The organism is Glaciecola sp. 33A, from assembly GCF_002836745.1.
Classification (GTDB): domain Bacteria; phylum Pseudomonadota; class Gammaproteobacteria; order Enterobacterales; family Alteromonadaceae; genus Glaciecola.
In genome coordinates, this window is sequence record NZ_PJAR01000042.1 from 149,728 (window position 1) to 170,501 (window position 20,774).

The 20,774-nt window shown below is 40.9% G+C and carries 13 protein-coding genes and 1 pseudogene; 8 read left to right on the forward strand and 6 right to left on the reverse strand.

Annotated elements, in window-relative coordinates; genetic code table 11:
- Positions 1 to 287: 287 nt before the first annotated feature.
- The 5 genes and pseudogenes from CXF81_RS13375 to CXF81_RS13390 all read left to right on the forward strand — a co-directional run bounded on the left by CXF81_RS13375 (position 288) and on the right by CXF81_RS13390 (position 7,333).
- Positions 288 to 638, forward strand: a complete 351-nt coding sequence (locus CXF81_RS13375) for a hypothetical protein (protein ID WP_101181847.1) — start codon at positions 288 to 290, stop codon at positions 636 to 638.
- A gap of 240 nt (positions 639 to 878) precedes the next feature.
- Positions 879 to 1,292 (forward strand): annotated as a pseudogene (locus CXF81_RS20720) (DUF3016 domain-containing protein); the annotation flags it as partial.
- Between the two features lie 136 nt (positions 1,293 to 1,428).
- On the forward strand, positions 1,429 to 6,066 hold the full coding sequence (locus tag CXF81_RS13380) for an ExeM/NucH family extracellular endonuclease (RefSeq protein WP_101181848.1): 4,638 nt from the start codon (positions 1,429 to 1,431) through the stop codon (positions 6,064 to 6,066).
- A 288-nt stretch (positions 6,067 to 6,354) separates the two neighbouring features.
- Positions 6,355 to 6,822, forward strand: coding sequence for a Cys-tRNA(Pro) deacylase (gene ybaK / locus CXF81_RS13385; RefSeq protein ID WP_101181849.1), 468 nt, complete (start codon positions 6,355 to 6,357; stop codon positions 6,820 to 6,822).
- A 28-nt stretch (positions 6,823 to 6,850) separates the two neighbouring features.
- Positions 6,851 to 7,333 carry a GNAT family N-acetyltransferase gene (locus tag CXF81_RS13390; RefSeq protein ID WP_101181850.1) on the forward strand — a complete coding sequence of 161 codons (483 nt, stop codon included), beginning with the start codon at positions 6,851 to 6,853 and terminating at the stop codon, positions 7,331 to 7,333.
- A 26-nt stretch (positions 7,334 to 7,359) separates the two neighbouring features.
- Here the strand turns inward: CXF81_RS13390 and CXF81_RS13395 are convergent, their stop codons facing one another.
- A complete protein-coding gene (locus tag CXF81_RS13395; RefSeq protein ID WP_101181851.1) occupies positions 7,360 to 8,298 on the reverse strand; it encodes an aldose epimerase family protein in 939 nt (312 codons plus the stop codon).
- Between the two features lie 226 nt (positions 8,299 to 8,524).
- A complete protein-coding gene (locus CXF81_RS13400; RefSeq protein ID WP_232771927.1) occupies positions 8,525 to 9,001 on the reverse strand; it encodes an Lrp/AsnC family transcriptional regulator in 477 nt (158 codons plus the stop codon).
- 155 nt (positions 9,002 to 9,156) lie between these two features.
- Between CXF81_RS13400 and CXF81_RS13405 the strand changes: the two genes are divergently transcribed.
- Positions 9,157 to 10,425, forward strand: a complete 1,269-nt coding sequence (locus CXF81_RS13405; protein ID WP_101181852.1) for a methionine gamma-lyase — start codon at positions 9,157 to 9,159, stop codon at positions 10,423 to 10,425.
- 47 nt (positions 10,426 to 10,472) lie between these two features.
- Here CXF81_RS13405 and CXF81_RS13410 read toward each other — a convergent pair whose 3' ends face one another.
- The 3 genes from CXF81_RS13410 to CXF81_RS13420 all read right to left on the reverse strand — a co-directional run bounded on the left by CXF81_RS13410 (position 10,473) and on the right by CXF81_RS13420 (position 13,914).
- Positions 10,473 to 11,456 (reverse strand): DMT family transporter, encoded by a 984-nt coding sequence (locus CXF81_RS13410; protein ID WP_232771928.1) that lies wholly within the window; start codon positions 11,454 to 11,456, stop codon positions 10,473 to 10,475.
- 94 nt (positions 11,457 to 11,550) lie between these two features.
- Positions 11,551 to 13,311, reverse strand: a complete 1,761-nt coding sequence (locus tag CXF81_RS13415; protein WP_101181853.1) for an acyl-CoA dehydrogenase family protein — start codon at positions 13,309 to 13,311, stop codon at positions 11,551 to 11,553.
- A gap of 144 nt (positions 13,312 to 13,455) precedes the next feature.
- On the reverse strand, positions 13,456 to 13,914 hold the full coding sequence (locus CXF81_RS13420; protein WP_101181854.1) for a DNA mismatch repair protein MutT: 459 nt from the start codon (positions 13,912 to 13,914) through the stop codon (positions 13,456 to 13,458).
- 221 nt (positions 13,915 to 14,135) lie between these two features.
- On the opposite strand from CXF81_RS13420, the gene CXF81_RS13425 reads away from it, so the two are divergent.
- A complete protein-coding gene (locus tag CXF81_RS13425; protein WP_101181855.1) occupies positions 14,136 to 15,212 on the forward strand; it encodes an efflux RND transporter periplasmic adaptor subunit in 1,077 nt (358 codons plus the stop codon).
- Between the two features lie 8 nt (positions 15,213 to 15,220).
- Positions 15,221 to 18,358, forward strand: a complete 3,138-nt coding sequence (locus CXF81_RS13430; protein WP_101181856.1) for an efflux RND transporter permease subunit — start codon at positions 15,221 to 15,223, stop codon at positions 18,356 to 18,358.
- A gap of 284 nt (positions 18,359 to 18,642) precedes the next feature.
- On the opposite strand, the gene rpoD is transcribed toward CXF81_RS13430, so the two are convergent.
- Positions 18,643 to 20,472, reverse strand: coding sequence for an RNA polymerase sigma factor RpoD (gene rpoD / locus CXF81_RS13435; protein WP_198556408.1), 1,830 nt, complete (start codon positions 20,470 to 20,472; stop codon positions 18,643 to 18,645).
- Positions 20,473 to 20,774: the final 302 nt, after the last annotated feature.

Here is a 20,774-nt window from a genome sequence, read left to right on the forward strand (position 1 = left end):
CTCCGGAAAGTACTAAAAGAAGTGCTGAAAATTGATCGAAAATAGGTGCAGAAGGTAACCACGCTAGTATAGCAATTTGCTATGGAAAATTGTTATTCCAGATCAAAAAATATGAGATTCCTTGTCAACCTAAAAATTATACCTTTACTCACTATCGTTAACGCCATAATCTATACAGATGTATCAGTGAGCATCTTTGTTTCCTTGCGTTTGCTGACTAGTATACTATCTATTAAGAATATATATTATTATACGTTACCATCTCGTTTGAGGACTTTTGTTTACATATGTGGCGAGCTTTTGTCATTTTTATTGAAATTGTAATATTGGTTATCGTGCTAAGGACTTCCTTTGTCCAATATTTCTTGTCAGATATTCAGCAGACTGTTTCTGGTTGGATTGAGTCGGTCGTAGATATTCCTGAGCAACAATCGCTTTCCACATTAAGGGAAAAGTTTTTTTATAACAATATGTCACTGCAACCTCATCAAACTGATTATGTGCTAGATATTACTGAGAACAGAGAAAAATTAGAGTCTTTCAGGCAGTTCTACTGCATCAAAAATGATAAAAATCCATTTATTTATGGACAAAACCTGAGGCGATTATGTGACCAAATCAAAAGTACTAAATTTTAGAGCGTATACATGCTGAACTAAAATAGTGAATTATTGGTCGTATCCAACAGTTAATTTTGCTACTGAAGGTGGATTTTATACTCAATTATTTCAAAGCGTTGCTCTTTGTTTCTAGTTTTTTTACTAAGCTCGCATGCAATGTCATTTCACCTGCAAAGGCTCCAAATACCTAATGTCGAGACACAAACGCCACAAATAAACGCGTCTATCAAGAAGATTAAAGTATAACAGTTTCGCGGCGTTAAGTATTCAACACTGTTCAGAAAACGCGTTAGAAAATCAGTATTTCTTGATTTAGAAACGTTTTTTACTTTGCTAGACGAAGGTCTCCCAAGAGGTGATCAATTGAATTTAAAAGTCACTGATCTAGAGCTAGCAGGCACAGTTCAAACGCCATAAATGGCGTGTTTAACTCATCTTCTCAATCTCGCAAATTTGCAGACAAAAGAGTATCGAATCGTCATCGCTATTAATATATTTCGCATGGCATTTTCACATAAGTTGATGGATGCTAGCGGGAAAATTTTACAACAAAAAGAAGTCAAATTAAAAGACATCAGTTTTTTGTCAAGAGCGGGTTCAGTCATAAAAATACATCGCGAAGCTATGAAAAATCACGATTTGAAGTTAGTTTACGCAAACATTTACCACTAAAAGCGAGTAAAACAAAGCATCACTTATATGTCAGTGTTATGTATTAAGTAATTTGATCTGTCACATTTATGTAGTAATTTAGCAGTACTTTTAGTGCAGTTAAGCCTCTATTTTAATATTCTATGGACAGGTCAATATGAACATCAAAGCTCTTTCAACATCATTGCTGTTAAAAATATCGCTTTTAACAATCTTCCTTTGTGCTTTCAATATCAATGTATCTGCGGATGTATTTATTTCTGAATATGTAGAAGGCTCAAGCAACAATAAATCAATAGAAATCTATAATAATAGCGCAAACCCTGTCGATCTTAGCCAGTATAAACTGGCGTTCTACTTCAACGGCAATCAAACAAAAGGCAACACGATCCAGCTGGCCGGGTCGCTGCCCGCTTTTTCTGCCTATGTTGTGGTTGATCAAAAGAGTAACGATGCTTTGAAAATGAAAGCCTCACTGTTGGCTTCGGGTAGCTTCTTTAATGGCAACGATTTTGTTCAGTTAATTAAACTCGATCCGCCTGAAACCGACATTGTTATAGATACTATTGGTACGTATAACCTAGATCCAGGTAGCGAATATAAAGTGACTGCTGACGGAGTCGTTTATTCGACAAAAGACAAAACATTGGTGCGCCGCCAAAATATAGTAATGGGTGATTCTGATGGTAGTAATGAATTCGATCCGAGTGCAGAGTGGGATGTATTTGCAACCGACGACTTTTCTAATCTAGGTACACATATAACCATTGATACTCCGGCCGATGGAGATTCTGAGGGGAATGCGGATGGCGGGCTTGTTAATGTTTCGAATGGTGATTTAAGTAACGTTTGTTCTAATTGTGCTGACCTCCCACAGTTTAAGGACCCTGCCGCTTTTGATGCTTCGGTTTATTACACTGAAGTAAATCAACTGGTATCAAGTAATGCTGAGCCAAGCCAAATTAAGGCAAAATTGAGTGACGTCATTTCAACCGATATTACTCGCTTAAGTTACAGTCAAGTCTGGACTGCGATGACAGCAACTGACCAAGATCCAGACAACTCGGATAACATTATATTACTGTATTCTGGACGCACTATTTCGAAAATATCAAATGGCAGTGGGACTGCTAGTGCAAATGGCGATAATTGGAATCGTGAGCATACTTGGCCTAAAAGCCGAGGATTTAGTAACGCTGATGACGAACCTTACACTGACATTCATCATTTACGCCCAACAGACATATCAATTAATTCAGCGCGCGGGAATCTGAGTTATGATGAAAGTGATCGTGCCTTATTTGATGGCGAAATTACCACTGAAAGTGATGCAGAATTAAGAGCATCAATTCTGTCTCAAACTGCTCAAAACTTCAAAGACAACGACTCGTTCGAACCTCGTGCAGAAGTGAAGGGTGATGTGGCTCGCATGATGTTATACATGGATACAAGATACGAAGCTGCTGGCACCTATACCGACTTAGTGTTGACCAATAACTTAGCAGACAATGGCGGTACTCTTGGGAAACTCTGTACTCTCTTGCAGTGGAACATGGCCGATCCAGTCAGCGATTTTGAGACCAATAGAAACGATGCGGCCTATCAATATCAGGGTAACCGTAATCCCTTTATCGACAATCCTCAGTGGGTTGAATTGTTATATCCAATTGAATCTTGTGATGCTGCTACTGGTGTTGATTCAGACGGCGGTGATGGTGGCGTTTCAGATGGCGGTTCTAGCCAAGATTCAGGTGGAAATTCAACAGGTGGAACTAGCCATAGTCCATTAATTATTACCGCAATTTTTGACGGTCCATTGAGGGGGGGCACTCCTAAAGGTATTGAGGTTTTCGTTGCTCAGGACATTAGCAATTTAACGACTTGCAGCATTCGCGGCACAAACAATGGCGGGACTCCCTCGGGTATTGGATTTGCTATTGAAAAGTCAATGGGTGCTAATTCAGCGATAAAAGGTGAATTTTTATACTTCTCATCTGAAGAACCTGGATTCACCGCTTTCTTCGGTTTTGCCCCCGACGCCACTACAGGGCAATTAAGCATTAATGGTGACGATGTTGTTCAGTTACTTTGCGATGGCAATGTTATCGATACATATGGTGTTGAGGGCGTAGACGGTTCTGGCGAAGTCTGGGAATATTCAGACGGCTGGGCCTATAGAAGAGCAGATACGCTTGCTAGTGCAGAGTTTACCGCCAGCAATTGGTTGATTAGCGGTAAAGACGCATTGGACGGTGAGTCACTAAATACGCCTACCTTGATACCTGTTGGCACGTATTCATTGCTCCAAGGTGGATTGATTATTTCTGAATATGTTGAGGGAAGCAGTTTTAATAAAGCGATTGAGATTGCCAACTTAACGGGCGGTGAAGTTGATCTATCTAACTACACTATTCAACTTTATTCGAATGGTGCTGAGTCTATTACAAAACAACAAACACTGAGCGGTATATTAGCAGCCAACTCTGTATTTGTTATTGCTAACCCTGCAGCCAGTGCTCAAATACAGGCGTTAGCTGATCTTAATTCTTCAATCATTGACTTTAATGGTGATGATGTTTTTGTTCTTGCAGATGCTCAAGGTAGTGTAGATGTGATCGGTCAAATTGGAGTTAAAACAGAGTGGGGGACTGGCGATGCAAGTACATCTAACAATACCATTAGAAGAAAGTTAACCGTGACTCAAGGTGACAATGATGGTTCAGATGCATTCGATCCTTCAATTGAGTGGGATGGCTTCGAGATCAATAATATTGAAGACTTGGGTTCATACGCTGGTTTTAATAATGGCGGTGGAGACAGCGGCGGCGGAACAGGTGGTCCAAGCGATGATGAGCTATTAGGTTTTTGTTTTGAAAACGCGACTAAAATCCATACGGTGCAGGGGGATTTAGAAACGTCTCCACTGATTGGCGAAAAGATCGTTGTTGAGGGCGTTGTTACTTTAGTTGCGCCGACGTTAGGTGGATTCTTCATGCAAGAGGAAGATGCTGATCGCGATGCTAATTCAGCAACTTCTGAAGGTGTTTTTGTTGCCGTTTCTGTTTCTGCTGATGGTTTGGATATCTTCGAAGGTGACGTAATGCGTGTTTTAGGCACTGTTGCTGAAACTTTTGGCCGTACTCAAATAGAAGCAGCGCTAATCTCTACTTCATGCACGACTGATAAAGTGAGTGAAGTTGAACTTGCACTACCACTAGCTGCTGAATTTGACTTAGAGTCAATTGAAAATATGCTTGTTGGCAACACTGACACTTGGTTTGTAACTGACCTCGCTAGTTATGTTCGCTTTGGTGAATTGGTTGTATCGGCCGAGGTTTTATTTACACCTACGCATTTATTTGCTGCTGGTAGCGCAGAGGCTATAGCGTTAGTCGATAAAAACAGTCGCAACAAGATCATTGTTGATGATTTGACGAATGGTACACCTGAATCGTTAGATTTGCCTATTGGCGGGTTTGATGCAACTAACCCTATTCGTATTGGCGATTCATTAACGTCAGTAACCGGAGTTATCGATTATGACTTTGGTAATTATCGAATTCGTCCAGTCATTACGCCTATATTGGAGCAAACAAACTTCAGAACCGACGCACCAGAATTAAAAGAAGGTAATCTTAAAGTTGCCAGCTTCAACGTATTGAACTTATTCAATGGTGACGGACTTGGTAATAATATCGCGTCAGGTCGTGGAGCTAAAACACAGCAAGAGTATGCATTACAGTTACTTAAGATTACGAATGCAATTATTGCAATAGACGCTGATGTAATTGGCTTGATGGAAATTGAGAATGATGGTTACAATGAATTGAGTTCTATTGCTCAGTTGGTCGACTCTCTCAATACAAATTTAGGTGCTGAAGTTTATCGCTTCATCGATGCTGTTGAGCCGCAAGGAACAGATGCTATTTCGGTTGGTATTTTGTATAAACCTGAGACGGTAACGCCGGATGGTGGGCTTAAAGTGCTTAATTCTGATAACTCGATTAAAGACGAGAATAACGCGCCATTGTTTGATACATCCTTGAACCGCCCATCGTTCGCTCAGGTATTCATATTGAATGAATCGGACAAGCCGTTTGTTATTAATGTTAATCACTTAAAGTCAAAAGGTAGTAGTAACCGTTGTATTCAGCCGGCTGATAACGACGGCTTACAAGGGAATTGTAATATAACCCGAACTCGCGCGGCTCAGGCTCTGAATATTTGGCTGAATGAGGAATTCATTGATTTGCCAGTAATGATTATTGGCGATTTGAATGCTTACGCTAAAGAAGACCCCATTCAAACCTTATTGAGTGCGGGTTTTAAAGATGTAGCGAGAGAGTTGGAAGGACCTTTTTCTTATAGTTACAGATTTGATGGCCAGGTAGGTTCTTTGGATTATGCATTGGCAAATGAGAAGGCGTTTGCAGCGATTGTTGACGTAACTGAGTGGCATATTAATGCGGATGAATACGCAGGATTTGACTATAGTTCAACACTTCCTCGTTCCTCTACGATCAAGCCTAATGAGTTCTTGAGTGAATCGGTCTATCGCGCATCAGACCACGACCCCGTGATTGTGAGTTTACTGTTAGAAGCTGATGAGTCTGCTTTTGGTGACTTGAATGCAGATGGTGCGATCAACTTTAAGGATTATATTATCATTATTCGTGCATATGGCTCGTCTGAAGGAAGCCGACGGTTTAATCCCGCCGCGGATATCGACAATAGTGGTAGAGTTAATTTCAGAGATATCGTTATCTGGTACTTTGCGTATCTTTACAGCAGATGATTATTTAAATAATCTCATTAAAAGCCAGCTCCAGTAACTGGCTTTTTGCTAGAAAGGATGCTAGAAAGGACACACCTGTTTTAAAATTTCAGCTTGAACTATCGGTCTTATCGCTCGAACTAGGACACACCTATTTGGTTTAAAATAGTTAAACAGGTGTGTCCTTATAAAGCGCTTTAAGGGTCTATTTTGCATCTGGATCTATAAAAATAACTCAAGAGTTGGACTTAAGAGCGAAGAGCCTTTACATTAACTATTACGATTTAGATTAAGCTTGCTAACTTATTTATGACGCCAGCAGTCCTTTTTTTAGAAAAGCAAAAAATACCTTTTAAATTACTCAAATATTCGCATGACGATAATACTCAGAATTTTGCAAATGAAGCATCTGAAAAGTTAGGTTTATCGCCTGAAACAGTATTTAAAACCCTCGTTGTTGCAGTCGATACCAACAATTTTATTGTTGCAATAGTGCCTTCCGATAAACAACTTAGTATGAAAAAATTGGCAAAAGCAGTGTCTGGTAAAAGAGCAACTATGGCACAAGCTAAAAAAGTACAACGTATGTCTGGATATGTACTCGGCGGAGTAAGCCCGTTTGGGCAAAAGAAGCGCTTAACCACACTACTGGATATTAATGCGAGTAACTTTGATATAATTTATGTAAGCGGCGGCAGAAGAGGCTTAGAAATAGCAATCTCTCCGAATTCTATTGAGCTGTTTTTAAATGCTGCGGTGGCGGATATCTCGGTATAACCACAATCTTTACAAATATAGGTACTCAATGAGCATCAAAATCGAACTTGTCGATTATGACAACGAAAATCAAACAAATGAATTGTTACACCTTTTAAATGAGTACGCGAAAGATCCAATGGGCGGTGGAAGCGAATTGGCTAATTTCTCAAAAACAAACCTGATTGAAGAATTAAAGAAGCGTTCGTTTATTTTTTCTATTATTTGCTATGTAGATGGAAAACCGGCGGGATTCTCAAATTGTATAGAAGGATTTTCTACATTTAAGTGTAAACCTCTTATAAACATTCATGATTTTGCAGTAAATCCAGAGTTTAGAGGATTACAGCTTAGTCAGCGATTAATGAATAAAATTGAAGAAGTGGCTATATCTAAGGGGTGCTGCAAAATCACGCTTGAAGTTTTAGAAGGAAATCAAGTTGCTCAGAATGCCTACATAAAAGCAGGTTTCAAAGGTTATGAATTGGATCCTGAAATGGGTAAAGCGGTGTTTTGGGAAAAATCGCTGTAATCTTGATTTTTCTGTGGTTGAAACAATCAGTCGACATGACTATATCTGTAAATCACGTACTTTTGATATAACTCTCCTGGTCTAAGGATATATTGCTCTAACGCTTGGTGATTAATGGCATCGGGATAACCTTGGGCTTCTAGGCACAAAGCCGACTGTGCTGTTGGTAAAAAATTACCAGAATAGAATTGAATACCGACTTGATCTGATTCTACTTCTAAGCTTATTTTGTTCTTTCTTGATATTAGTGTCGCTATTTTTGTGTTTTTCGCTTGGTAACAATGGTCAAATGTATCTTTCGTTAACCTATCAGCCAAAACAGTACTTTCATTAAAATCAAACCGAGTATTAAGTACAGTGTCAAAATACCCTAATGGAATGCTTTCGGCGTCCATAGGTAAATATGCATCAGCTTGAATTCGTAATTCTAGATTATAAATGTTTTTCTCGCCCATATTAAAGTAGGCATGATTGCAGAAATTAATTGGAGTGGGTTTAGAAGATGTGGCTGAAAAATCAAGCCTAAGTTCGTTGTTTTCGTTAAGGGTAAATAACACCTGAGCTTCGACTGCGCCCGGATATCCTTGATCTCCATCTTTTGAATGAAGTTCAAAGGCTAATGAATTGCCGCGAGCATTAGTACCTTTTGTATGCCAAACTCTTTTGGAGAAACCAACCTCACCTCCATGTAAATTGTTTACGCCGTCATTGCTTGAAATAGTAAATTCGACACCATCGAGGCAAAATTGGCTGTTTGAAATTCGATTACAGGTTCTCCCCACAGACGCACCCATGTAAAATTCATCGCTGATAATATCTTCATCATTGCTGTGATTCAACGTTGTTTCTAAAAGCTTTCCATCTTTATCTGGAACCTTTATAGACAATATTCGAGCACCAAAGTCACATAATTCAACTTGCATTCCTTTGTGATTTATCAGTGTGAATCTCTTCAGCCTCGGCATGTATTACCCTTATTTTTCAATTTTTACGATTGTCATGCTTGTATATTAGCTGATAAATAGGATTTATTAAATATTGTATTTTTGCTTTTCATTAATGTTTGTCTAAAAAATCAATATATCGCTGAGATGTTGCGTTTCAACTCGAACGCAAATAGGTGTGTCCTTATTTATTTTCCTTATTTATTTCAACTCGAACGCAAATAGGTGTGTCCTTATTTATCTTGTATTAAATACGAGGGAAAATGCCTGTCTTTTTGACCGTACCATAGGCGAAGCTAGTATCGATAGACGCAATACTGCCAATAGGATGTAATACTTTTCGCACAAATATTTCATAAGCATGCAGGTCGGCAACAACGATTTTCAATAGATAGTCCGATACTCCGGTCATGACATAACACTCCAGAACTTGCTCAGCAAACTCAATATGTTGTTCAAAATTGGATACAACGTCAGCGGAGTGTTTATCTAACTCCACACGGGCAAACACCGTAATTGGCAGTCCATATGCTTGCGCATCAACTTCAACGCCATAACCTTTAATAATACCTTGATTTTCTAAGTTTCGAAGTCGACGTAAACAAGGTGACGGGCTTAAATTAACTTTAGCTGCCAGCTCTTGATTACTCATTCGTCCATCGGCCTGCAATTCTCGTATAATTTCGCGATCTTTGCTGTCCATACTCATATTTACATCACTCATTTTGGCATTTTCTGCTAATTTACCCTGAATATAGAGCTAAAATAACATGAAATAGCCTTTCACTGAAGCATATAATTACAGGACATTCCAGTGTCAAATCCTAGCAAAAGTAGGCTACAAACATTGTTGAAGACTCAGCTTATCTCGGAGGTTTTATGCAAGGTAACAATAAAAATTTTTCAACGTTAGCTATTCATCATGGTTACGATGCCCAAGCTAATCAGGGAGCATTAACGCCACCGGTGCATCTTACTTCAACCTTTGCATTTGAAACCGCAGAAGCGGGTGGTGAAATGTTTGCTGGAGAAAGAGATGGTCATTTTTATTCACGTATTTCTAATCCAACCTTAGACATCCTTGAAAAGCGGATTGCGATATTAGAAGGCACAGAAGCCGGCCTGGCTTTGGCTTCTGGCATTGGTGCTATTTCTTCAACAATGTGGACACTACTTTCCCCCGGTGATGAGATTATTGTTGATAAAACACTCTACGGCTGCACATTCTCATTTTTGAATCACGGACTGGCTAAGTTTGGTATTAAAGTGACCCATGTCGATTTATCCAACCACGAATTGTTAAATGACATTATTTCTGATAATACAAAAGTAGTTTATTTTGAGACGCCGGCTAACCCCAATATGCGTTTAGTCGATATCGAGGCGGTGTCAAAAATTGCACATAATTACAATGCGACTGTTGTGGTTGATAATACGTACGCAACGCCTTATTTAACACAACCGATTAAATTAGGAGCAGATATTGTCGTACATTCTGCAACAAAATATTTGGGTGGCCATGGTGATCTGGTCGCCGGTTTAATTGCTGGACCTAAAGACATCGTCACTGAAATTCGCTTATACGGAATGAAAGACATGACGGGGGCTTGCATGGCGCCGTTCAATGCGATGTTAGTGATGCGCGGAATGAAAACCCTTGAACTGAGAATGGACAGACATTGTCAAAGTGCAATGCGAGTTGCAAAAATGTTAGAGGCGAATCCAGCCGTCGAAAAAGTCTGTTATCCTGGCTTAGCAAGTTTTGAGCAATTTGAGTTGGCAAAAAAGCAGATGACTGACTTTGGTGGCATGATCACTTTTGAAGTTAAAGGTGGTGTTCAAGCTGGCATTAATATGATGAACAAGCTGCAAATGATACAACGAGCCGTTTCACTGGGAGATGCAGAAACACTGGTGCAACATCCGGCTAGCATGACACATTCAACTTATACACCTGAAGAACGCCTAGAACACGGCATTAGTGATGGTTTAATTCGCTTGTCGGTCGGTTTGGAAGGGGTTGAAGATATATTGGATGATTTACAACAGGCACTCAATTCAATTGTCAGTGAATTGCCTGCGCATAACGTTGATACTTCTGCTAGTGAAAAATCCCAAAAAGCCCCTAAAAAGGTGACAATGAAGTAGGCTAACATGAGATTTAATGGACAGTAATTTCCAACATCAAAAAAGTATTATTCTCTTTTTGATAGCAAAATAACCGTGGCAACGCCGCCCAAAATACTGATAGACGCGAGCGCTATTCTAATACTCACGTCTTCGCCCAACCAAATAACACCACCGACTGTTGCTATTACTGGAACAGTCAATTGTACTGATGCGGATGAAGCCGCTTTTAATAAGGGAATAATCGCATACCATACTGCATAGCCGATACCCGATGTAATGGCACCTGATGCTATAGCAAATAATATACCTTGGGTAGATATCGACATGTTGCCGAGAAAAACAAGACTGAGCAGTAAGGTAATTATTGATGCCCTAATAAAATTTTCAGCCGTCGATTGGCCTGGGTTAATGACGCGTTTTCCTAAAATAGAGTATACACCCCAAGCTATACCTGCAGCGACCATCAGCAAAGCGCCCAGTAAAGGAGGTGCACTGATACCAGGTAAAAATAAATAAACAAGGCCAACCAGTGCCATGGCAAAACCAAACCATTGACCAAAACTAAATCGAGAGCCTTTGACTAAGGCATACGACAACATGGTAATTTGAACCGTTGCGAACAGGATCAAAGCTCCCGTACCAGCAGGTAAAGTAATATACGCAAACGAGAATCCAGCGGCATAAACAAACAATGATAGGCCGCCCGCCCAACTGCTTTGTCTAAGTGACAATAAACGGGCTGATTTTATTAAAAATGCTTCTGGATTAACGGATGTTTTGTTTACGCTCAACTCGGCAGGGTCTAACTTATCTGCTATATATAGCGCTGAAACGTTAGTACGGTTATCGGCAAATGCGGTTTTCTGAACCATTAACTTTGGAATGGAAACTAACAAAATAGACAACATTAACGCGCCACTTAACAGCCGTACTGATGTGAAACTAGCTGGGTCAATACTGCCTTGTTCCAGAGCTAAGCGACACAAAACTGAATTTCCGGCAAACGCTAACATGGCGACAACTGTACCTACAATTAACCGAAAATTCATAATCTTAGCGCTTCGCCTTAAACCAGTAATCCATTAATTCAGTAATGCTGATGATGCTCAAATCTGATGCCACATAATCAGCAAAAATTAAACGCTAGATATAGTCAAATTGCTGATCTTCAACGGCCATTAGATCGTCGGCTGCAGTTAATACAACAGATTTATGTATGTCTTTTCTAGGCAGCAAACGTTTCATGTAAAAATTACACGTATTGGCTTTGCCCTTAGCCACGTGCTCATTCGATGAATGCGCAGCAGCGCTAGCCATATCAAGCCATAACACACCTAGCAAAGAATAAGCACTGTAATGCAAGTAATCAGTTGCCGCACCTGCAGTATCCTCTGCTTTTGCACCGAGTAATGCTTTCGACGTTTCATTCCATTCTTGTAATAAAGAAACCGCTTGTGCTTGTCTCACGCTATCGGTCATGGTCGCAATACGTGACGACAACAAAGTAAAAGTGGCTTGCTGCATGTCGCCACCATCGCGGGTTAACTTGCGACCAATTAGGTCAGCCGCTTGAATACCATTGGTACCCTCATAGAGTTGGGCAATGCGCGTGTCTCTTACCAACTGCTCCATGCCCCATTCGCGCACATAACCGTGACCGCCGTAAACCTGAATGCCAATGTTCGTCACTTCTGTGGCCATGTCGGTCATAAAGCCCTTGCAAATAGGGGTCAAAAAAGCAATCACCTTTTTTGCTTGTTCATGGCGCTCATCGCTAGTGTATTTTTCGACATCCATTTGCTGTGCATAAAGCATAGCGAGGGCTCTGCAGCCTTCTGTCAGCGCTTTTTGAGTTAGTAACATCTTTTTCACGTCTGGTTGGTGTAAGATTGCATCGGCTTTTTGATCTGGCTGTTGCACACCCTGTGGAGCTCTCGATTGCAGACGATCACGTGCGTAGGATAAAGCTCCCTGATAAGAGGCCTCTGCGGCACCTAAGCCTTGCAAACCAACTTGGAAACGAGCGTCATTCATCATAGTGAACATGCAGGCAAGTCCTTTATTTTCTTCGCCCACTAACCAACCTGTTGCGCCATCATAATTCATGACACACGTTGGACTGCCTTTAATTCCCATTTTCTTTTCGATGCTGCCCACACTGACCGCGTTTTTTTCACCAGGTTCAGCATTTTCATTCAATAAAAATTTAGGTACCAAAAATAGACTAATCCCTCTCACACCAGCAGGTGCATCGGGTAATCTAGCGAGTACTAGATGTATGATATTGGCAGTCCAATCGTGGTCTCCACCGGTGATGAAAATTTTATTCCCAGTAACTGAATAAGAACCATCGCCCTGAGGTATTGCTTTTGAATTCAATAACGCAAGATCGGTTCCAGCATGAGGTTCAGTTAGATTCATCGTGCCCGTCCATTCACCGCTAATAAGCTTGGATAAATACAGCGCTTTTAATTGCTCAGTTGCATGTTTATCTACGGCAAGTACGGCACTTTCTGTCAGCATAGTAGTTAAACGCCAGCTCAGATTTGCCGCATTGAGCATTTCATGAACCGGAATAGCAGCAGTATAAGGAAGGTCTTGTCCATCGAAATCAGGATTACCTAACATGGCATTCCAACCGTTCGCAATATACTGGTGATAAGCCTGTGCGAATCCTGTCGGTGTTGTTACTGAGCCGTTAACTAACTTACAGCCTTCTTCATCGCCTTCACGGTTGAGGGGAGCGACAGCGTCTTCTGCAAACTTAGCTCCTTGAGCAATAATTTCGTTGATTAATTCTGAATCCATCCCCTCGGCACCAATATTTAGGTAGTGCTGGTCAATTGCTAACCAGTCGTTTAATAAAAATTGTATATCTGCAGTGGGGGCTTTAAATTGCGGCATAGGAACTCCGAGGTATGCTAATGAAAATAGTTAAATAATACGATACGATAAAATACGCGAAAAATAGGGAAAAGACGACTACTTAGGTGAATTTTGTTGCGATAGTGCTGGATCTTACCGAAATTGATTATCAATCATCCTACTTTACTCCCCTTTCATTGCTACAAAACCATCCCTGTACATGATGAGGTTACCTGGCTGGCTCCAAACATTATATCTCGTATCAAATGGACCGATAAATTCAATTTGCTGAACATCACTATGAGCCCAATTTGGCGGCTTAATCGGCCCATCTTCGCTAGTAAACCCAGCACTGAGTGCGCAGGAAAATAGCATTATTCCAGATTGTGTCACACCGAGTAGTTGGTCAACTTCAACATTAAATCCTGTTTGCAGCCAAGTATTTCTGTGTGCGGTGCACTGTGCCGATTCTTTTGAAATAGGATCGCCGAAAGGCAAGTCATATTGTCCAGTTGAACGCTCCTTAATAACTAACAGTGTATCTTGCACTCTAATAATACATCCGGCTGGACCAGCATAGTCAGCATTAAATGCTTTTGCTATGCGACAGGTGGGCGAAGGCGGGGGTTGTGTGCAACCCATTAAAACGAGCGCACATATAAATGTCAGAAGTTTCAATCCACAGTTGGTCATTTTCAGTATATATAAGCAACGTATAAACGTAGACACTAATGTGCAATCACGTGAGAATCAAGCGATTATATAAAGTAAGTGTAAGATTTCGTGTCTATGACTATATGCATAGAGCAATAGAACTTATACTAGCGTTGAAGAAATTTTCTTGAAATTCAATAGGAATAGTAATGACTAAGTTTGTTAAGTTTTCACCACTGTTAATTGGCGTCACGGCACTTGTCGGTTTCGTCATTTATCTTAATTTGCCAGCGCAAAATATAGCAGTGCCCCAGCGCGGTAATGGTGAAACGGCGGTCGTTAGCGCCAAAGTTGAAACTCAGGCATTCCCTATTATTGTGGAAGCGTTAGGCACCGCAGTGGCGAATGAATCAGTTAACTTAACAGCACAACAGGCAGAAACGGTAAAGTCAGTATTGTTCGAAGATGGTGACATTGTAAGCAAAGGGCAGTTGCTTATCGAATTGAGCGATAGAGAAGAAAAGGCCCGTGTGAACGAATTGGCAATTAATATTGCGGAAGCAAAACGCCAATTGAGCCGAATTAAAGGTCTAGCAAAACAGAGCGCGGCCTCAGAACAGTTATTGGATGAACAAAGAGCTCGTGTTGATGCACTTGAAGCCCAAAAAGACGTAGTGGATGCACAGTTATCAGAATTGCAGGTGCGTGCGCCATTTGCTGGTCGCTTAGGGATCCGCCAAGTGAGTATTGGCAGTTTAGTGCGCCCCGGTGATGTTATTTCAACGCTAGATGACTTGAGTATCTTAAAGGTAGATTTTAGTATTTCTGAGTTACATTTTGCTAGTGTGGCAAACGGTCAAAGTATCGTTGCTACTTCAATAGCGTATCCGGGAGAAAGCTTTACCGGTCTCATTACCAGTATTGATTCACGTATAGATCCCGTTACTCGGGCTATCCAAATTAGAGCGCAAATACCCAATGGTGATTTGAAATTACGCCCCGGTATGTTGTTGCAAATTAACCTTGAAAAACGTGTTATTGATGCACTTGTTATTCCAGAGGGGGCTTTAGTACCAGAAGGCGAGTCACAGTTTGTGTTTGTTATTGACGACGAAGGTAAAGCGCGTAAAACCAAAGTCGTTATTGGTCAAAGAAAGCCGGGTTGGGTCCAAATTCTCGATGGAATTGACGCCGGTCAAGAAGTGATCGTTGAAGGGACATTAAAACTGCGTGATGGCAGCGGAGTGAAAGTTATTTCACCGGCTTCTGTTGCCTTTAAAAACTAGGAGGCTATATGTTGTTATCTGATGTCTCTGTTAAACGTCCTGTTTTTGCATCTGTTGTGAATCTTATATTGTTGGTATTTGGCATTGTCGCAATTAGTTTCCTCTCGCTGCGTGAATATCCTGATATTGACCCGCCAATCGTATCGGTAAATACGAGCTATCCAGGCGCTTCCGCTGAAATAGTGGAAACTCGAATTACACAGCTTTTAGAAGATCGAATTAGCGGTATCGAAGGAATGAAAAACATGACTTCTTCTAGCCGCAATGGTCGCTCTAGTATCACCATTGAGTTCAACTTAAGTCGCGACATTGATGCAGCGTCTAACGACGTTCGAGAAAGAGTCTCACGTGCGCTGGCCAACTTACCTGATCAAGCATTACCGCCAGAAGTATCTAAATCAAACAGTGATGAAGACGTAATTGTTTGGTACAACTTGCGTAGTACTAACTTAAATACAATGGAACTAACCGACTACGCTGACAGGTTTATTGTTGACCGTTTGTCCACCGCTGATGGCGTCGCGCGTGTTCAGATTGGAGGCGGAAGAACGTATGCGATGAAGGTGTCGGTTGACCGCAGTGCGATGGCCGCTCGTGGTATTACCGTCGGTGATATTGAACGCGTTATACGCTCTGAAAACGTCGAGCTTCCGGCTGGGCGCGTTGAATCAAATGAACGTGACTTTGATGTGCGAGTAGCTAGGTCATTTTTAACCCCGATTGATTTTGCTAATTTAACCATTAAGGCAGGTTCTGATGGGTTTTTAATTCGCCTCTCAGAAGTCGCAACGGTTGAGTTGGCAGCGGAAGATGATGAAACGGATTTCCGTGGTGACGGCGTTAATATGATTGGTATGGGTATCGTAAAACAATCGAAGGCTAATACCTTAGATGTTGCTAAAGCAGCGAAAGCCGCAATCAAACGTATCGCAGAAACATTGCCTAGTAATATCTATTTTGTTGAAAGCTATGATTCGTCATTGTTTATTGAAGAATCTATAAACGAAGTTTATAACACCTTAGCTATCGCTATGTTTATGGTGATCGTCGTTATCTATTTATTTTTAGGAAATATCCGCGCAACCTTAATACCTGCCATAACCGTTCCTGTCTCCCTAGTCGCAGCATTCATTGTCATGTATATACTCGGCTATTCTATTAACTTGTTGACGCTATTAGCGCTCGTCCTAGCCATCGGTTTAGTTGTAGATGATTCTATTGTGGTACTTGAAAATATTTATCGTCGAATAGAAATGGGCGAGCCACCAATACTCGCTGCCTACAGAGGTGCCAGAGAGGTTGGTTTTGCCGTCATTGCGACTACGTTAGTGCTTGTATCGGTATTTTTACCGTTAGTCTTTTTGGAAGGAAATATAGGTAGACTATTTACTGAATTCGCTATAGCAATTGCAGCCGCAGTGGTTTTCTCTAGCTTTACAGCATTGACTTTGTCGCCAATGCTAGCGTCGAAGTTATTAAAGAAAAGAGAGCGTAGCTCTGGGTTTGGAAAGTGGATTGATGTGAGCTTTAAGAAGTTAGAGCTAAAATACTACAACACGTTAACCACAACCATTAAACAACCTATTATGATACTGTTGATGGTTGTTGTTAGCATTGTGCTTCTGGTGCAATTACAAAGTAAAATTCCAGAAGAATTTGTACCCAGAGAAGATCGTGGAAACTTCTTTATATTGATGCAGGCACAAGAGGGTGCCAGCTATGAGAGCAATGCACGTAATCTGAAAGTTATTGAAGAAATTTTACTGCCCTATAAAGAATCAGGCGAAGCTAAACGTATATTGGTAAGAACACCCGGTTTTGGTGGTACAGCCGGCATTGCTATCGTTGGTGCGGCTGATTGGAAAAACCGAGAACGTTCAACATTTGATTTAATGAATGAAATTAGTGGCAAACTCTCTCAAATCCCTGACGTTAGGGCGTTTGCGGTTATGCGTTCAGCGCTTGGTGGCAGGGGGTTAGGTCGACCTGTGCAATTTGTTTTGCAGGGCAATACGTATGAAGAACTAGTCGAGTGGCGTGATATTGTCATGGCTAAAGCGGCTGAAAACACCAAGTTATTGCGTATAGATTCAGACTACAAAGAAACATCACCACAATTATTAGTTAACATTGATAGAGATAGAGCCGCCGACTTAGGTGTGTCTATTTCCGAGATCGGACGTACATTAGAAACGATGCTCGGCCAAAGGCGTGTATCAACATATTTAGACCGTGGTCAAGAGTATGATGTTATTTTAGAAGGTAACGAGGCCGACTATCGAAGTCCAAGCAGTATAGATAACATTTATGTGCGTTCGGATAGAACGGGGCAGTTGATACCAATGGACAATCTCCTGGATATTTCAGAACGAGCCACGTCTAACACACTGAATCGTTATAACCGCATGCGTGCGATCACCATTAGTGCTAACTTAGCCGATGATTATACCGTAGGTGAAGCATTAGCATTTCTTGAGAATACAGTGGCAACTGAATTACCCAGCGGGGTTTCAATAGGCTACAAAGGTGAATCTGAACTTTATCAAGAATCTGGCTCATCTTTCATTTTTATATTTGCATTGGCTTTAGCGGTCACGTACTTGGTTTTAGCTGCTCAGTTTGAAAGCTGGATCCATCCCTTCGTCATTATGTTGACAGTGCCATTAGCTTTAGTAGGGGCCTATGTTGGCCTTTATTTAGCTGGCATGTCGATCAATATATATAGTCAAATTGGATTAGTAATGCTCATAGGGCTCGCGGCTAAAAACGGAATACTTATTGTGGAGTTTACGAACCAGTTGAGGGATGCTGGGGTCGAATTTGAAGAAGCATTGAAGAAAGCTTCAATGTTGCGGCTACGTCCGATTGTAATGACTGGCTTTACGACCGTGTTCAGTGCGCTCCCTTTAGTTTTAGCTACAGGACCAGGATATGAATCACGAGCAGTTATCGGAATGGTTATTTTTGCTGGTGTTCTGTTCTCGGCCTTTATGACATTGTTTATTGTTCCTACTGCGTATGCATATCTAGCAAGGGGAACCGGCTCCCCTGAGAACCGCGCCAGAAGACTTAAACAACTTGAAGCTGAAGTTCCTTACAAGAAAGGGGAAGATGAGCTTGAGGGCGAAGTGGGTGTGTCTAAGTAGATGGCAATTGAATTGTTTGGGCCCGCTATTAACTCGTGTTGTTCAGCATCAAATAGAATTATTGAAAGAAGGTGTGCTGTTATGGCCTATCTTTTTTTATGTTCTGCGAATTCGAAAATGTTGAAATAAGATGTTTACATTAGACACACCTATTAAGTGAAAGTCACCAAACAGGTGTGTCCAGTTTTAGGTTAAATGGGTGTTTTTTGATCTTACAAAGGACATAAAAAAAGTCCTAATTTAACTTAGGACTTTGATTTTTATGCTCATCTAGCAAATGCTTACTATTCGTCTAAGAAACTTCTTAGTTGCTCAGAACGGCTGGGGTGACGCAGTTTACGTAACGCCTTAGCTTCAATTTGTCTGATACGTTCGCGAGTAACATCGAACTGCTTACCCACTTCTTCCAAAGTGTGATCAGTGTTCATATCAATACCAAATCGCATTCTTAGTACTTTAGCTTCGCGTGCCGTTAAGCCAGCCAATACTTCTTGCGTGGCATTCTTCAAACTACCACCAGTGGCAGAATCAAGAGGCTGTATAATAGTGCTGTCCTCAATGAAATCGCCTAAGTGCGAATCTTCATCATCACCAATAGGTGTTTCCATGGAGATAGGCTCTTTTGCAATCTTAAGTACCTTGCGGACTTTATCTTCTGGCATCAACATGCGTTCTGACAATTCTTCAGGTGTTGGCTCTCTACCCATTTCTTGCAGCATTTGACGTGAAATACGATTTAATTTATTAATCGTTTCAATCATGTGCACTGGGATCCTGATCGTTCTTGCTTGGTCAGCAATTGAGCGCGTAATTGCTTGTCGTATCCACCAAGTTGCATAAGTTGAAAACTTATAACCGCGACGGTATTCAAACTTATCAACCGCCTTCATTAAGCCAATATTACCTTCTTGAATGAGGTCCAGAAATTGTAAACCACGATTCGTGTATTTTTTCGCAATTGAGATAACCAAACGTAAGTTTGCTTCTACCATCTCTTTCTTCGCACGACGTGCTTTCGCTTCGCCAATCGACATTCTGCGATTAATATCTTTAATGTCTGGAATAATTAGACCAGTTTCAGCTTCAACAGCATTCATTTTACTCACACTACGTTCAATTTCTTCCTTGAACTCAAGAAGCTTTTCAACGTATGGTGCTTTGCCTTCTAATGCTTTGTAAAGCCAATCTGTACTGGTTTCATTACCTGCAAAGGCTTTTATAAAGTCCTTTTTCGGCATTTTTGCATTCATAACACAATATTTCATAATCAATCGTTCTTGAATACGAACTCTGTCCATCATGCCGCGCATGTTTTTAACCATGCGATCGAATTGCTTAGGTATTAAACGAAACTCTTTAAATACTTCACTAAGCTCATGTATTTCCTTACGTGATGCTTTGTGCGAGCGTCCTTTTAACGCAATTACACTCATTACTTTAGTGTATTGCTTACGCAATGCAGTAAACTTTTCACGTGCTAGTTCAGGGTCAACACCAGTGTCTTCCTCTTCCTCTTCCTCGTCGTCTGAATCGTCGTCTTCATCATCAAGTTCTTTTTGAGATAATTCAGATCCAATATGCGTCGCAGTAGGCGCTACATCTTGCTCGTTAGGGTCAACAAAACCAATAATAATATCGCTGATGCGAATTTCTTCAGCTTCGAATAAATCCCACTGGTCAAGCAGATAAGTAATCGCTTCTGGGTATTCTGCGACTGAGCATTGAACTTGATTAATACCATCTTCAATGCGTTTAGCGATTTCAATTTCGCCCTCGCGTGTTAGTAATTCGACCGTGCCCATTTCGCGCATGTACATGCGAACAGGATCAGTCGTGCGGCCGATTTCGCTTTCAACTGTGGCTAGCGCTTGAGCAGCTGCCTCAGCAACATCTTCGTCGGCAGTTGATTCTTGCATAAGTAACTCATCAGCGTCTGGCGCTGATTCGGAAACCTTGATCCCCATATCGTTGATCATGCGAATAATATCTTCAATTTGATCAGAGTCGACAATGTTTTGAGGAAGGTGGTCGTTTACTTCGGCAAAGGTTAAGTAACCTTGGTCTTTGCCTTTTGCAATCAGGAGTTTTATCTGGGACTGCTTGCTTTGCACAATATACCTTACACTTAATTAGGAGTTGTTAAACGCGAATAAGCTACCTTATAAAAACTAGCGTATTTTCAACCCGTTAAACGATACCAAGGAAATAAACCCTCAGCTTGCTTTATCGTAGCGTTTGCGAATTCGACAGTCTAACACGAAACGACTACTTTTGACTACATCTTGTTGTCTACTTGCTTCACTTAATATGGGTTCAAATTGGTTCTTTTCAAGTGCGTGCTTGATTATATTTTGGAACGTAAAAAGCTTCAAACCCACTAATTTCAGATATATTATTTATGCACTTGTTTACTATA

What these genes read in the sequence shown, in the direction of transcription:
- CXF81_RS13395 (WP_101181851.1), bottom strand. Translation starts at nt 8,298, where the DNA reads ATGCCGAGGCTGAAGAGATTCACACTGATAAATCACAAAGGAATGCAA.
- CXF81_RS13430 (WP_101181856.1), top strand. Translation starts at nt 15,221, where the DNA reads ATGTTGTTATCTGATGTCTCTGTTAAACGTCCTGTTTTTGCATCTGTT.
- CXF81_RS13375 (WP_101181847.1), top strand. Translation starts at nt 288, where the DNA reads ATGTGGCGAGCTTTTGTCATTTTTATTGAAATTGTAATATTGGTTATC.
- CXF81_RS13410 (WP_232771928.1), bottom strand. Translation starts at nt 11,456, where the DNA reads ATGAATTTTCGGTTAATTGTAGGTACAGTTGTCGCCATGTTAGCGTTT.
- CXF81_RS13400 (WP_232771927.1), bottom strand. Translation starts at nt 9,001, where the DNA reads ATGAGTGATGTAAATATGAGTATGGACAGCAAAGATCGCGAAATTATA.
- CXF81_RS13425 (WP_101181855.1), top strand. Translation starts at nt 14,136, where the DNA reads ATGACTAAGTTTGTTAAGTTTTCACCACTGTTAATTGGCGTCACGGCA.
- CXF81_RS13380 (WP_101181848.1), top strand. Translation starts at nt 1,429, where the DNA reads ATGAACATCAAAGCTCTTTCAACATCATTGCTGTTAAAAATATCGCTT.
- CXF81_RS13405 (WP_101181852.1), top strand. Translation starts at nt 9,157, where the DNA reads ATGCAAGGTAACAATAAAAATTTTTCAACGTTAGCTATTCATCATGGT.
- CXF81_RS13415 (WP_101181853.1), bottom strand. Translation starts at nt 13,311, where the DNA reads ATGCCGCAATTTAAAGCCCCCACTGCAGATATACAATTTTTATTAAAC.
- CXF81_RS13420 (WP_101181854.1), bottom strand. Translation starts at nt 13,914, where the DNA reads ATGGGTTGCACACAACCCCCGCCTTCGCCCACCTGTCGCATAGCAAAA.
- ybaK (WP_101181849.1), top strand. Translation starts at nt 6,355, where the DNA reads ATGACGCCAGCAGTCCTTTTTTTAGAAAAGCAAAAAATACCTTTTAAA.
- CXF81_RS13390 (WP_101181850.1), top strand. Translation starts at nt 6,851, where the DNA reads ATGAGCATCAAAATCGAACTTGTCGATTATGACAACGAAAATCAAACA.